At 61.3% G+C, this 13,687-nt stretch carries 14 protein-coding genes; 6 read left to right on the forward strand and 8 right to left on the reverse strand.

The window, feature by feature from the left end; all coding sequences use genetic code 11:
- From cobT to ACEN84_RS07135, 3 genes are all read right to left on the reverse strand, one after another.
- The gene (cobT, locus tag ACEN84_RS07125) at positions 1 to 1,902 is read right to left on the reverse strand and encodes a cobaltochelatase subunit CobT (protein WP_413710406.1); all 1,902 of its coding nucleotides are present in this window, start codon (positions 1,900 to 1,902) and stop codon (positions 1 to 3) included.
- A 12-nt stretch (positions 1,903 to 1,914) separates the two neighbouring features.
- Positions 1,915 to 2,907 (reverse strand): cobaltochelatase subunit CobS, encoded by a 993-nt coding sequence (cobS, locus tag ACEN84_RS07130; RefSeq protein WP_112720187.1) that lies wholly within the window; start codon positions 2,905 to 2,907, stop codon positions 1,915 to 1,917.
- A gap of 305 nt (positions 2,908 to 3,212) precedes the next feature.
- Entirely contained in the window at positions 3,213 to 3,830 is a 618-nt protein-coding gene (locus ACEN84_RS07135) for a J domain-containing protein (RefSeq protein WP_112720186.1), read from the reverse strand.
- A 55-nt stretch (positions 3,831 to 3,885) separates the two neighbouring features.
- Here ACEN84_RS07135 and ACEN84_RS07140 point away from each other — a divergent pair, with 55 nt between their 5' ends.
- On the forward strand, positions 3,886 to 4,218 hold the full coding sequence (locus tag ACEN84_RS07140; RefSeq protein ID WP_203427828.1) for a BolA family protein: 333 nt from the start codon (positions 3,886 to 3,888) through the stop codon (positions 4,216 to 4,218).
- Positions 4,219 to 4,271: 53 nt separating this feature from the next.
- Here the strand turns inward: ACEN84_RS07140 and ACEN84_RS07145 are convergent, their stop codons facing one another.
- Genes ACEN84_RS07145 through ACEN84_RS07155 form a run of 3 tightly spaced genes read right to left on the reverse strand, consistent with a single transcriptional unit; the run spans position 4,272 to position 7,299 of the window.
- The gene (locus ACEN84_RS07145) at positions 4,272 to 5,582 is read right to left on the reverse strand and encodes an HlyC/CorC family transporter (protein WP_413710407.1); all 1,311 of its coding nucleotides are present in this window, start codon (positions 5,580 to 5,582) and stop codon (positions 4,272 to 4,274) included.
- A complete protein-coding gene (gene aroB / locus ACEN84_RS07150; protein ID WP_112720183.1) occupies positions 5,579 to 6,712 on the reverse strand; it encodes a 3-dehydroquinate synthase in 1,134 nt (377 codons plus the stop codon). Before aroB ends, ACEN84_RS07145 begins: the two co-directional genes overlap by 4 nt.
- A complete protein-coding gene (locus ACEN84_RS07155) occupies positions 6,709 to 7,299 on the reverse strand; it encodes a shikimate kinase (RefSeq protein ID WP_112720182.1) in 591 nt (196 codons plus the stop codon). Before ACEN84_RS07155 ends, aroB begins: the two co-directional genes overlap by 4 nt.
- 147 nt (positions 7,300 to 7,446) lie before the next feature.
- Here ACEN84_RS07155 and ACEN84_RS07160 point away from each other — a divergent pair, with 147 nt between their 5' ends.
- The 5 genes from ACEN84_RS07160 (at position 7,447) to ACEN84_RS07180 (ending at position 11,286) form a co-directional block, all read left to right on the forward strand.
- Positions 7,447 to 7,623: a hypothetical protein gene (locus ACEN84_RS07160; RefSeq protein WP_413710408.1), complete on the forward strand. Its 177-nt coding sequence runs from the start codon at positions 7,447 to 7,449 to the stop codon at positions 7,621 to 7,623.
- A 4-nt stretch (positions 7,624 to 7,627) separates the two neighbouring features.
- The gene (xerD, locus tag ACEN84_RS07165) at positions 7,628 to 8,581 is read left to right on the forward strand and encodes a site-specific tyrosine recombinase XerD (protein ID WP_413710409.1); all 954 of its coding nucleotides are present in this window, start codon (positions 7,628 to 7,630) and stop codon (positions 8,579 to 8,581) included.
- A gap of 62 nt (positions 8,582 to 8,643) precedes the next feature.
- On the forward strand, positions 8,644 to 9,597 hold the full coding sequence (locus ACEN84_RS07170) for an acetyl-CoA carboxylase carboxyltransferase subunit alpha (protein ID WP_112720180.1): 954 nt from the start codon (positions 8,644 to 8,646) through the stop codon (positions 9,595 to 9,597).
- Positions 9,598 to 9,796: 199 nt separating this feature from the next.
- Positions 9,797 to 11,056, forward strand: coding sequence for a L,D-transpeptidase family protein (locus ACEN84_RS07175; RefSeq protein ID WP_413710410.1), 1,260 nt, complete (start codon positions 9,797 to 9,799; stop codon positions 11,054 to 11,056).
- Complete coding sequence (locus ACEN84_RS07180) at positions 11,053 to 11,286, forward strand: sulfurtransferase TusA family protein (protein WP_413710411.1); 234 nt, start codon at positions 11,053 to 11,055, stop codon at positions 11,284 to 11,286. Before ACEN84_RS07175 ends, ACEN84_RS07180 begins: the two co-directional genes overlap by 4 nt.
- A 3-nt stretch (positions 11,287 to 11,289) precedes the next feature.
- Here the strand turns inward: ACEN84_RS07180 and ACEN84_RS07185 are convergent, their stop codons facing one another.
- Together ACEN84_RS07185 and ACEN84_RS07190 are read right to left on the reverse strand one after the other, a co-directional pair.
- Entirely contained in the window at positions 11,290 to 12,456 is a 1,167-nt protein-coding gene (locus ACEN84_RS07185; RefSeq protein WP_413710412.1) for a CobW family GTP-binding protein, read from the reverse strand.
- Between the two features lie 11 nt (positions 12,457 to 12,467).
- Positions 12,468 to 13,589 (reverse strand): D-alanyl-D-alanine carboxypeptidase family protein, encoded by a 1,122-nt coding sequence (locus tag ACEN84_RS07190; protein ID WP_413710413.1) that lies wholly within the window; start codon positions 13,587 to 13,589, stop codon positions 12,468 to 12,470.
- Positions 13,590 to 13,687: the final 98 nt, after the last annotated feature.

Raw genomic sequence — 13,687 nt, forward strand, 5'->3', positions numbered from 1 at the left:
TCAGCTGGCGCGGCGGAGGCGCCCGCCACGCGGGGCGGCGGCGTGATCCTCGAAGAGCGAAGCCAGCTGCTCGGTCATCGCGCCTGCAAGCTCGTCCGCATCGACGATGGTGACGGCACGGCGATAATAGCGCGTCACGTCATGGCCGATACCGATGGCCAGCAGCTCGACCGGCGAGCGCGTCTCGATCTGCTCGATGACGGCGCGCAGGTGCCGCTCCAGGTAGTTGCCCGGATTGACCGACAGCGTCGAGTCATCGACCGGCGCACCATCCGAAATCATCATCAGGATACGGCGCTGCTCACGGCGGGCGAGAAGGCGGTTATGCGCCCAGATCAGCGCCTCGCCGTCGATATTTTCCTTCAGCAGACCTTCGCGCATCATCAGGCCGAGATTGCTGCGGGCGCGGCGCCACGGAGCATCGGCGGACTTGTAGATGATATGACGCAGGTCGTTGAGACGGCCCGGCGTCTGCGGCTTGCCGCCGGCAAGCCAGCTCTCGCGCGCCTGTCCGCCCTTCCAGGCCTTGGTCGTGAAGCCGAGGATCTCGACCTTGACGCCGCAACGCTCCAGCGTGCGGGCCAGAATATCGGCGCAGGTCGCGGCAACCGTGATCGGACGGCCACGCATGGAGCCGGAATTGTCGATCAGCAGCGTCACGACAGTATCGCGGAACTGCGTATCGCGCTCCATCTTGAAGGATAGAGCCTGCATCGGGTCGATGATCATACGCGTCAGGCGCGCCGGATCGAGGTAACCCTCTTCGAGGTCGAAATCCCAGGAGCGGTTCTGCTGCGCCATCAGGCGGCGCTGCAGGCGGTTCGCGAGACGCCCGACGGCACCCTGCAGATGCGCCAGCTGCTTGTCGAGGAAGGCGCGCAGGCGCTCCAGCTCGGCAGCGTCGCACAGCTCTTCGGCCGTGATGATCTCGTCGAATTCCTCGGTAAAGACGTGGTAGTCGACCTTCTCGTTGAAATCGGCGAAAGGCGTGTTCGGACGGCGGGTTTCACCCGGCGTCTCGGAATCGTCCTCGCCCTCTTCCATCATGTCGTCGTCGGAGATCTCGGCGCCTTCGGTCTCGCCGTCCTCCATCTGCTCGTCGGCAACTTCGCTGTCTTCGACAGGCGCTGCATCCGAGCCGGCATCTTCGTCGACTTCGTCCTGATCCTGCTCGTCGCCGCTCGGCTGATCGTCCTGATCCGAATCCTCGTCGGTCTCCGGCTCACTGTCGTCGTCGCCATACTCCTCGGCCATTTCCATGGCCGACAGCATGTTGCGGATCACCTTCGAAAAGGCCTGCTGGTCGTTGATAACGTTCGAGAGGTTATCGAGCTCGGCACCGGCCTTGTCTTCGATGAAGGGCCGCCAGAGATTGAGCACCTTGCCTGCGGACGCTGGCGGCTTCTGACCGGTCAGCTTCTCGCGGACCATCATGGCGACGGCTTCGCCGATCGGCGCATCTTCCTGGCGTTCGATGCCGGAGAAATTGGCCTTGGCGTATTTTTCCTCGGTCATGGAGCGCAGGTTTGCAGCCATGCCCTCCATGCGCAGCGCACCGATCGACTCGACGCGCGCCTGCTCGACGGCATCGAAGACCGCGCGGGCATCCGAGCCCTGCGGCGCCATCGTCGTGTGAACCTTTTCGTCGTGGCAGGCAAGCCGGAGCGCCATGGAATCGCCGAGACCGCGGGTCACCGCCAGCTCATGCGCCGTCGGGCGCTTGGAAAGCTCGGGCAGCCGGATACGCTCGGCCGTCATTCCCGGACGTTCGTTGGCGAAGGTCACTTCGACTTCGTCGTCACCGGCGATTGCGCGAACGCAGCCGGTTATCGCACGCCGCAACGGCTCCACATCGACGGGGCCGTTGGGCTTGGCTTTCGAATTGTCACCACGAGATGCCATGATCGACCGGCCTTAGGCCTCCAGCACGATATTGGCAGCGCTTTCCTTCAGCTCGACGCCAAAGGCACGCTGATAATGCTCGGCCACGAGCGCACGCTCGAGCTCATCGCACTTGTTGAGGAAGGTGACGCGGAACGCGAAGGCGAGATCGCCGAAGATCTCCGCATTCTCGGCCCAGGTGATGACGGTACGCGGGCTCATGACGGTCGACAGGTCGCCGTTCATGAAGGAAGCGCGCGTCAGGTCGGCAACGCGCACCATCTTCGAAACGGTGTCGCGGCCTTCCTTGTCCTTGCCGAAGGTTTTCACCTTGGCGGCGATGATGTTCACTTCGTGGTCGTGCGGCAGATAGTTCAGCGTCGTCACGATCGACCAGCGGTCCATCTGTGCCTGGTTGATCTGCTGCGTGCCGTGATAGAGGCCGGTCGTATCGCCGAGACCAACGGTGTTGGCGGTCGCGAACAGACGGAAAGCCGGGTGCGGACGGATAACGCGGCTCTGGTCGAGCAGCGTCAGGCGGCCGGCGGATTCCAGAACGCGCTGGATAACGAACATGACGTCAGGGCGGCCGGCGTCGTATTCGTCGAAGACCAGCGCGACGTTGTGCTGGTAGGCCCACGGCAGGATACCGTCCTTGAATTCGGTGACCTGCAGGCCGTCCTTGACGACGATCGCGTCCTTGCCGATGAGATCGATACGGCTGACATGGCTGTCGAGGTTGATACGTACGCACGGCCAGTTGAGGCGCGCAGCGACCTGCTCGATATGCGAGGACTTACCCGTGCCGTGGTAACCGGAGATCATGACGCGGCGGTTATGCGCAAAGCCTGCAAGAATGGCGAGCGTCGTCTCGCGATCGAAGAGATAGTCGGGATCGAGATCCGGAACATAGGCGTCGCCCTTGCTGTAGGCGGGAACGCGAATATCGGAATCGATGCCGAAAACCTCCCGGACCGAAACGGTGGTATCCGGCAGAGCGGGAATATCTAAGTCAATCTTGCTCATCACGTCTCCAAGGCGGGCAAAACACCCGGCCATATCTCTCAGGCCATTTCGCGACCACGACGCCGCAGTTCTATTCCGCGCCGTCCGTGGTGAGAACGTCGGCGATGCTTCTCCGGGACTGAAATGAAACCTCGGCGGGATGATGACGCCCGAGCATTTTAGAACAAAGTCCCGGACAAGAAACGCCGCGTCCGGAAGGAAGGCAAAGGCGCCAGAAGCAAAACGCAATAATGCATGCCGCGTTGGCCTGCGGCCCTAGCCGATTTGGACCATACCCGATTGAAGACGGAGAGCAAGGACGGGAATTAACAAAAACCGTTCTGCTTCAACAATTGATAGGCCTGGATGACGGCACGGAAACGCTCTTCGGAGCCACGGTCGCCGCCATTGGCATCCGGGTGATGCTTCTTGACGAGTTCCTTGTAGCGCGTCTTGATCTCGGCCGATGTCGCATTCGCCTCCAGCCCCATCGTGTCGAAAGCCTTCGCTTCCAGGCTCTTCAGCTTGCGCTGCTGCTCGGGAAAACGCGGACCGGCGCCCTTGGTGCCGCTGACGAAGCCGAACGGGTCGCGGACGCGATTGTAGGAGCCGGAACGGACGTCCGAATGCAGCGGGCTGTTCTTGGCATCCTTGTTGACGCCGACCGTCCAGGTCGGCCGGTGGCCGGTGATCGCCTCTTTCTGATAGCGCGCGATCTCGCCGTCCGACAGGCCGGAGAAATAGTTGTAGCCCTTGTTGTATTCCTTGACGTGCTCGAAACAGAACAGAAAGAACTGCCCCTCGGCATTGCGCCCGACGGGAGCGCGATGCACGCCTTTTTGATCGCAACCATCCCACTGACAGACCGGTGGAGCCTTTTCGGGCTCCTGCTCGCGTTTGCGGCGGGTCCGGATGCGATCGAAATATTTGGAATCAAGTCTCATGACGGCGCTAATTATGGGGCTGCCGCGAAGCGACAACAAGAATTGACAAACGGGAATGTTGCTGGCTTCTTGGGAACCCTTTTTTCACAAGCAACGAGACGAAAACGTGACCCTGCAGGCCCGCATTGAAGAAAAACTCACCGAGGCTTTCGCGCCCGAACGTTTGAGCGTCATCAACGAAAGCCATCTCCACGCCGGGCACCAGCCTGACATAACAGGAACAGGCGAAACGCATATGCGCGTTCGCATCGTCTCTGAAAAATTTTCAGGAATGACGAGGCTCGCCCGCCACCGTGCCATCACCGAGCTGTTGAAGCCGGAGCTCGACGCCGGACTGCACGCCCTTGCCGTCGAACCGGCAGCACCCGGTGAAGCCACCCGCTGGTAGCGGAGACAGCCTCCATATAGGCATTCCCGCCCGGCAATCCAACCGAAAACCGCTCAGAGCGCCTTGGTCGCTTCTTCTTCCGCCGGGCGGATGCGCAGCTTGGTGATGCGGTTCTTCTCGCGCTTCATGACGATGAACCGCTTGCCATAGAAGGTGAAAGCCTGGCGCTCTTCGGGAATAGTCATCGACTCGTGGATGACCAGACCGGCGATCGTCGTCGCCTCCTCGTCTGGCAGCTGCCAATCGAGGGCGCGGTTGAGATCGCGGATCGGCACGCCGCCATCGACGACGATCGACCCATCCGCCTCCTGCCGCACGCCCTGCATGTCGATATCATGCTCGTCGGAAATATCGCCGACGATCTCTTCGAGAATATCCTCGAGCGTCACGATGCCCTGCACCTCGCCATACTCGTCGACGACGACGGCGAAATGCTGCTTGCGGCGCAGGAAGGCGTTGAGCTGGTCTTCGAGATTGGTGCTGTCAGGCACGAACCACGGCTTCTGGGCAATCTTCACGATGTCGAGATTTTCGGGCTCGACATTCGGCTCCGCCAGCGCTCGCAACAGGTCCTTGGCATGGACGACGCCGATGATGTTATCGATCGTGCCACGCCACAGCGGCATGCGTGTATAGGGACTTTCAAGAATGATGCGAACGATCGCCTCCGGCGCATCGTCGGCATTGATCGCCCGCATCGCCATGCGGTGGACCATGATGTCGGAAAGCTCGAGCTGGCTGAGATCGAGCACCCCCCCGAGACGGTCGCGGTCGGCCTTGACCACCGATCCCTCGCGATGCAGCAGATCGACCGCGCCACGCAGTTCCTCATGCGCCGTCAGCATCGACGTTTCGCGTGAAAGCATGATCCCGAAAATGCCGAGGATCCTGCGAACGATTCCATTGATGAAGGACGAGACCGGGCCGACGACGGCGACGAACATCTTGACCGGACGCGAGACGCCCAGCGCAAAGCGGTCAGGCGTCGAGATCGCCCAGCTCTTCGGGAGCACTTCGGCAAAGATGACGAGAATGACGGTCATCGCCAGTGTCGCCAACGCCACGCCCGAATTGCCGAAAAGCCCGAGGAACAGGCTGGTTGCCAGCGACGAGGAGAGAATGTTTGCGAGATTATTGCCGATCAGCATGGCGCCGATCAGCCGGTCACGCCGTTCGATGAGCTCGCGCACGACGCCGGCGCGCTCCTCTCCATTGGCCTCAAGCGTATGGATGCGGCTGCGCGAAACGGCCGTCAGCGCCGTTTCCGAGCCGGAGAAGAAGGCAGACATGAGGACGAGGGCCACGATGGAGACTATTTCTGGCCAGTAGACGGAAAGAAATGCCAGCGTGCCTTCGATGCTCATTGAGGGTGCTTTTCCTTCAGGAAACTCAACACTTCGGATTGCGGTACGTCGTCGGCGATAAAGGATTGTCCGATGCCGCGCGTCAGGATGAAGGTGAACTTGCCGTTCTTGACCTTCTTGTCCTGCGCCATCGCCTCCATCAGCCGCTCTGCCGGCGGCAGCTCGCCCGGAATATCGGACATGCGCGTCGGCAGGCCAACTTCTTTCAGATGCTTCTCGACGCGCTTGCCATCGTCAGGGCTCGCAAGGTTCATGCGCGCCGAAAACTCATGCGCCAGCACCATGCCGATCGAAACGCCTTCGCCATGCACGAGCCGGGCGCTGTCATAGGCCGTGACGGCTTCCAGAGCGTGGCCGAACGTGTGGCCAAGGTTAAGAAGCGCACGAGGACCGTTCTCCCGCTCATCGGCGACGACGACATCGGATTTCGCCTGGCAGCTCGTGGCGATCGCCTCGATCCGGGCATCGCCACCGGCAAAGACCGCCTGCCAGTTCTTCTCCAGCCAGGAAAAGAAATCCGGCTTGTCGATCAAGCCATATTTCGCGACTTCGGCATAACCGGCACGGAATTCGCGCTCCGTCAGCGTGTTCAGCACGTCGGTATCGGCGAGAACCAGATCCGGCTGATGAAAGACGCCGATGAGGTTCTTGCCATGGCGGCTATTGATGCCTGTCTTACCGCCGACGGAAGAATCCACCTGCGACAGCAGCGAGGTCGGCACCTGCACGAAGCGCACACCGCGGCGCACGATCCCGGCTGCAAAGCCCGCAAGATCGCCGATCACACCGCCGCCGAGCGCGACGACATAGTCGTTCCGCTCGACACGGGCTTCCAGCACCTTGTCGCAGACAGTCATCAGATGCTCGAAGCTCTTGGTCTTCTCGCCCGCCGGCAGGACAAGCGAAGAAGCGGTAATGCCAGCGGCTTCGAGGCTCGAAACCAGCGCATCGAGATAAAGCGGCGCGACGTTCGCATCGGTAATCACGGCAGCCTTGCGGCCCTTCAGGCGCGAGGCGATCTCCGCACCGGCGCGCGCAATCAGCCCTGGACCGATCAGGATGTCGTAGGCGCGCTCGCCGAGCGGCACATGCACCTTCTTTTCGGTTGCAACGGAAGCGATCGCATTCATGGCACTGCACTTTCGGTTTGGTATTCGATCACGGCCTTCAAGACTTCGTCGGCCATCAGTTCCTTGCGCACATCGCGCGACAGAACGGTGACGTCAGCCTGCGCATAGACCGGGTATCGCGCATTCATCAGGTTTTCGAGCGTCTGCTTCGGGTTCTCGGTCTTCAGCAACGGCCGCGTATCGCGCTTGTTGACGCGCTCCCAGAGCACGTCGAGATCGGCTTTCAGCCAGAGCGACAGGCCGCCCTTCTTGATATGCTTACGGGTGCGATCGTTGATGAACGCACCGCCGCCGGTGGAAACCACGCGCGGGCCGTTCTTTAAAAGCCGCTTCATCACCCGCGTTTCCAGCGCCCGGAACTCTTCTTCCCCATAGGCGGCAAACAGCTCGGTAATCGTCATGCGCGACACGCGCTCGATCTCGACATCGCTATCGACGAAGGGAATGCCGAGCTGGCTCGCGACGAGGCGGCCGACGGAGGATTTCCCGGCTCCCATGAGGCCGACAAGGATAAGATTGCGGGACCCGAGCGCGGCGCGAGCTCTGTCTTTCAGACTGTCTGCAACTGTCAGAACGGGATCACTCATTGGTCCATTCACACTTTGTTTGCAAACGGTATCGACAAATGCAGGTACAGCGTCAAGTCGCGGGCAAGGGAAACATGATCCAAATGCCGCTTCTTGCACGCAATCACGCTTCTTCCTAAAAAGAAGCCGAGCCCATGGAGTTCTGGAATGCCGACCCTCTTCCGCTTTCTGGCTGTCTTGGCTATCATAGCCGGGATCATCTATGGCGGCATGGTCGCACTCGTGACCTTCGTCGAGCCGCAGCCCCGTGACGTGACGATCCGCATCCCCTCCGAGCGTGTCAATCCGCCGGCGACGGGAACGATTGCCCCTGCAAAGAAGTGAGCCGATGCCGGATCTCGGACGCGCCCATGTGGAAGCCTTTCTCGAGATGATGAGCGCCGAACGTGGCGCAGCTCAAAACACGCTGCTCTCCTATGAGCGCGACCTCGACGACCTGCACGGCTTCCTGAGTGGCAAGAGCGTGCGCCTGACCGAGGCCGCTTCCGCCGACCTGACCGCCTATCTCTCCTCGCTTGCAAGCCAGGGCTTCAAACCCTCCTCTCAGGCACGCCGCCTCGCCGCCATGCGGCAATTCTACAAGTTTCTCTATGCCGAAGGCATCCGCACCGACGATCCGACCGGCATCCTCGACGCACCGAAGAAAGGCCGCGCCCTGCCGAAGACCATGGGTGTCGCGGAAGTGACCAAACTGCTGACGCAGGCCGAACAGGAAGCGTCCGACACAGCCCCCGGCCAGCTGCAGCGCCAGCGCATGCTCGCCCTGCTGGAGCTGCTCTACGCGACCGGCATGCGCGTCAGCGAGCTCGTCTCGCTCCCCGCCCGCGTCCTCGATCAGGAAGGCCGCTTCCTGATCATCCGCGGCAAGGGCAACAAGGAACGCCTCGTTCCGCTTTCCCAATCGGCAATCGCCGCGCTGAAGGTCTATGGCCGCTCGATGGCAGTGGAAAACGCCAATAGCAAACAGCCTGTGGAAAGCCCCTGGCTCTTTCCGGCTGCCTCGAAGGAAGGTTATCTTCCCCGTCAGGTCTTTGCCCGCGATCTCAAGAACCTGTCGATCCGGGCCGGGCTGACGCCGTCGATGATCTCGCCGCACGTGATGCGCCACGCCTTTGCCAGCCATCTGCTGGCCAATGGCGCAGACCTTCGCGTCGTGCAGGAACTCTTGGGACATTCGGACATTTCGACCACGCAGATCTACACCCATGTCCTCGAAGAACGCCTGCAACAACTGGTGCAAACGCATCACCCTCTTGCAAAACAGGCGAAAAAGCACGAATAGGACCGGCGACAAGGGGCGACGCCAGCAATTTGCCCTGGGCACAAGGAACGGAAACGCACCTCATGCACAACTATCTCGACTTCGAAAAGCCGATCTCCGACCTCGAAGCTAAGATCATCGAACTGAAGAAGCTCGCGTCCGAGGGCGAGAGCATCGACACGTCGGATGAAGTCGGCCGCCTCGAGGTTCGCGTTCGCGAAGCGATGGTCGATATCTATTCCAAGCTCAATGCCTGGCAGAAGACGCAGGTCGCGCGCCATCCGCAGCGTCCGCATTTCGTCGATTATGCCAAGGTGCTGTTCCAGGAATTTACGCCGCTCGCCGGCGACCGCAAGTTTTCCGAGGACGCCGCCATCCAGGCCGGCCTCGCCCGTTTCCGTGGCCAGCCTGTCGCCGTCATCGGCCAGGAAAAGGGCAACGACACCAAGAGCCGCCTGAAGCACAATTTCGGCAGCGCCCGTCCTGAAGGCTATCGCAAGGCGATCCGCGTTCTCGAAATGGCCGACCGCTTCGGCCTCCCGGTCGTGACCCTCGTCGACACCGCAGGCGCCTACCCGGGCGTTGGCGCCGAAGAGCGCGGCCAGGCGGAAGCCATCGCCCGCTCCACGGAAATGTGCCTTGGCGTCAAGGTTCCGATCATCTCCGTCGTCATCGGCGAAGGCGGTTCGGGCGGCGCGATCGCCATCGCCACCGGCAACAAGGTCTTCATGCTCGAACATTCGATCTACAGCGTGATCTCGCCGGAAGGCGCAGCTTCGATCCTCTGGCGCGATTCCACCCGCGCCAAGGAAGCGGCGACCAACATGAAGATCACCGCCGAAGACCTGAAATCGCTGGGCATCATCGACGGCATCATTCCCGAGCCGCTCGGTGGCGCGCACCGCGATCCGGACAACGTGATTGCCGCGACCGGCGATGTCATCGCCAACGCTCTGGCCGAGCTTTCGCCGCGCACCGGCGAGCAGCTGCGCAACGATCGCCGACAGAAATTCCTGTCGATGGGTCGTAACCTCTAAGGCAAAGCCAGTGAAAATGGCCCGATTGGGGCCAAATCTTGGCCACAATAATGTTATCTACCGAACTTCGTGCTTGCGGGGGCGCCGCAGGCAGGTCATAGGCTGGTAAGGATTTGTAAAGTATAAGCCGCCTATGATTCCTGGTAATGCCCGGAACTCTGCGTGCGGAGTGGGCTGAATCCTTAGTTGGGCTAGTTGAATGCGCATTCGTCATTTCGCCTACGTGTCGCTGATGGCGCTCGCACTTGCGGGCTGCAACGACACTCTCGAATCCGCCAGCAAGATCGACCTCTCCACCGTCAAGAACAAGGTGGAGCAACCGCTGCCGCCGCGCATCCTGGCGCAGATGAGCGCCAAGAGCATGGATCGCAATTCGCCGATCCTGATCCGCATCTTCAAAGAGGAAGGCGCGCTCGAGATCTGGAAGGCGAAGACCGACAACCGTTTCGACAAGATCGCCGACTACAAGATTTGCGCCTGGTCCGGCCGTCTCGGCCCGAAGGTGAAGACCGGCGACCGTCAGGCCCCGGAAGGTTTCTACAACCTCACCCGTGCCAACCTGAACCCGAATTCGAAATATTACCTCGCGATCAATACCGGCTTCCCGAACAAATATGACGCCGTCAACGGCCGTACGGGTTCCGATCTGATGATCCACGGCGCTTGCTCGTCATCCGGCTGCTACTCGATGACCGACGAACAGGTCCTCGAGATCTACGCCTTTGCGCGCGACGCCTTCAAGGGCGGCCAGACCTCGGTGCAGCTGCAAGCCTTTCCGTTCCGCATGACCGCGGAAAACATGTACAAGCACCGGCTCGATCCGAGCTACGACTTCTGGAAGATGCTGAAGGTCGGCTACGACAATTTCGAAGTCACCAAGCGTCCGCCTGACGTCAATGTCTGCGAGAAGAAATACGTCTTCAACCAGCAGACCACCGATGGCGGCGCCTTCAATCCGGCCGGCAAGTGCCCGGCCATGTCGACGCCTCCGGCACTCGCATCCGCGCTGTCGTCCTACGACAAGACCTATGCGATGGACTATGCCAAGGCCGAGAAGAAGTTCGATGGCCTCGCCTGGTACGATCCGACAGAAGCCGAGCGCAAGGCAGTCGTCGCCAAGACCCGCAAGGGCCGCGAGCTTGCCTACGCCCCGACCGGCACCTCGCTGGAAGCTGGCCGCATGGTCAAGGTCGCCGAACTCGAAGGCATGATGTCGAAGCCGGCTGTCCCCGCGACGGTCCCGGAAGCCGCGATCGCATCGGCTGCCCCGGCAGCAGCGCCGGCTACGGCAGCGCCCGCCGCCGCTCAGGCCGCAGCCAACGCCACGGCCGTGGCAGCAGCAACGCCTCCAAACGTTCCGGTTCCGCAGCAGAACCCGCTCGCCTTCGCACCCGAGCCGCCGCAGGAAACTGCCGACGCCTCCAAGAAGCCGTTCTGGAAATTCTGGTCCAAGAATTGAGCGGTACTGACGCCGTCACTTATGACCTTCGCGGTCTGAAGTGCCCCCTGCCCGTTCTGAAGACGCGCCGCAAGATGTCATCCATGGCAAGCGGCGCGCTGATCCGCGTCGAAACCACCGACCCGCTGGCAGGCATCGACATCCCACACTTCTGTAACGAAGACGGTCATCAGTTGCTCGAAACGGAAAAGACCGAGACCGGTCACCGCTTCCTGATCCGCAGGAAATAAGCGTCAGATCTTCATGCCGGGAATGGCGAGCGGATTGTCGTGCAGTGCGGCACGATCCGGCGTATCGATACGCGGCTTGCCGAGAAACGCATCGAACAGCGTCTTCACGAAATCCTCCGGCAAATCCTTGGTGATCAGCACCATGCGCGTGCGCCGGTCGCTGGCGTCAGGCCATGCAGGCAGCCGCACCGGCGGATGGAAGATATTCTGCACGCCGTGCAGCACCAGCGGCTTGTCCGGCCTGTCCGATACCGCGACGATCGCCTTCATCCGCAGCAGCTTCTCGCCGTGTGCCGAGCGCAGCAGATCGATGAACATCTCCAGCGCCATCGGATCGATCGGCTTCTCCTCGACGATCGAGAAGGACCGGATCGATGCATCGTGACGGTTCACGTCATGCGGATCCTGGTCGTCGTGGCCGTGATGATGGTGGTGATGCCCGTGATGATGATCGTGATCATGGTCAAGGTGGTGATGATGATGCGCATCATGAGCATCTTCATCGCGCAGCCAGCGGCCGACATCGGCAATCTTCGTGTCCGGATCGTAGAGCCCGTTGACGAGAACCGCAGCCGTGCCGGCCCCGCCGCCATCGGCATCCATCAGCGCCGCCCGCGGATTGAGATCGCGCAGCCGCGCTTCCAGGGCCTGTAGCTGCCCTGCATCGGCCATAGGCCGCTTGGAGACGATCAGCCGGTCGGCAACTGCCACCTGCTTGCGGGCCTCCTCGTGATTGTCGAGCGTCTGCAACCCGTTGACCGCATCGACGACGGTAACCACGCCATCCAGCTGGAAATTCGTGGCAATGATCGGATTGCCCATGATCGCCTGCATCACCGGTGCCGGATCGGCAAGCCCCGTCGTCTCGATGACGATGCGCTTCACAGCCTTCACGCGGCCAGTCTGGATCGCATCCATCAGATTGGCCAGCGTATCGACGAGTTCGCCGCGCACGGTGCAGCAAAGGCATCCGTCCGAAAGCTCGATGATCGCATCGCCGGAGCTTTCGACCAGCAGGTGATCGATACCGACATCGCCGAACTCATTGATGATCACGGCCGCTTCCTTCATCGCGGGATCCTTGAGGATCCGGTTCAGAAGCGTCGACTTTCCTGCACCGAGAAAGCCGGTGAGGATGGTGACCGGGATCCGGTCTGCATGCAGGCTCATGGGACTTGCCTTTAGAAGGACGTGGGACGCGGCAGCGGCACCGGAACATTGGCAGCATCGCCGATCGCATCCGCCTTGGCGGTCTTGTCGGGCTGCGGGTCCTGGCCGGGGATCAGACCGGCGAAGACGAAGTTCGGCTCGTGGTCCATTTCATGGATATAGGGCGACTGTACCTTCATGCGGCCCACTTCATCGCGCGTTTCGCTGCGCACCTTGGCGCCCTTGGCGCTGCAGATGTCGGCGCTGATGTCGGTCACCGCATCCTGCCCCGGCCCATAGGGCTTGAGCGAGCGGAGCGTATCGCCCGAAGACGTCGGCGAGGAGAATGCCTTTTCCAGCAGGTTGGCCGTCGCATCGGCGCGCGCCGCAAGGCTGTCCGTGCCGAGCACGACGGAAACCACCGTGCGTCCGTTGCGGGTTGCCGAGCCGATCTGGTTGAAGCCCGAAGCGCAGATGAAGCCCGTCTTCATGCCGTCAGCACCGGCAAAGCGCCCGATCAGCAGGTTGATACTCGGCGTATTCGTCTTGCCGTTGGTGAAACCTTCGAGCGCGAAATAGCCGGCATATTGCGGGAAGTCGCGGCGCAGCGCGACCGTCAGGATCGCCAGATCGCGCGCCGTCGTATATTGCCCCTTGCCGGGCAGGCCGTTCGGATTGACGAAATGCGAATCCGTCATGCCGAGTTTGACGGCCTCGGCATTCATCCGCAGCACGAAGGCATCCTGCGTGCCTGCAACGGCTTCCGCGACAGCAACCGCGATATCATTGGCCGACTTGACCATCAGGATCTTCAGCGCGCTATCAAGCGTCAGCTTCTGGCCGGGCTTGTAATACATCTTGGCGGCCGGCTGGGCGGCAGCCTGCTTGCTCATGACGATCGGGGTGTCGAGGCTGATCTGGCCGGAGCGGATGGCATCGAAGGTCGTATAGACGGTCATCAGCTTGGTCAGCGATGCCGGATACCATTTGCGGAAGGCTTCCTCATGCTCGATCACGCGGCCGCTCTGGACATCGACGAGAATATGCGGATTGGCCTGCGCCAGCGGAACCGAGGAAAGCAGAGCTGCGGCGGCAGTGACCGCGAATGATACCGGCCGCAAAGCAGCGAACAAACGATTCTGGCGCGTCGACACGTCTAGTCCTTAAATTGTCCGGAAATCTCGAAACCTTCACCTATTTAACGTATATGGCCATGACATGGCAAAGGCCATTGAATAAGTTCTTTTCGCGG

Source organism: Rhizobium sp. Rhizsp82 (assembly GCF_047325115.1).
In the GTDB taxonomy this organism is placed as follows: Bacteria; Pseudomonadota; Alphaproteobacteria; order Rhizobiales; family Rhizobiaceae; genus Rhizobium.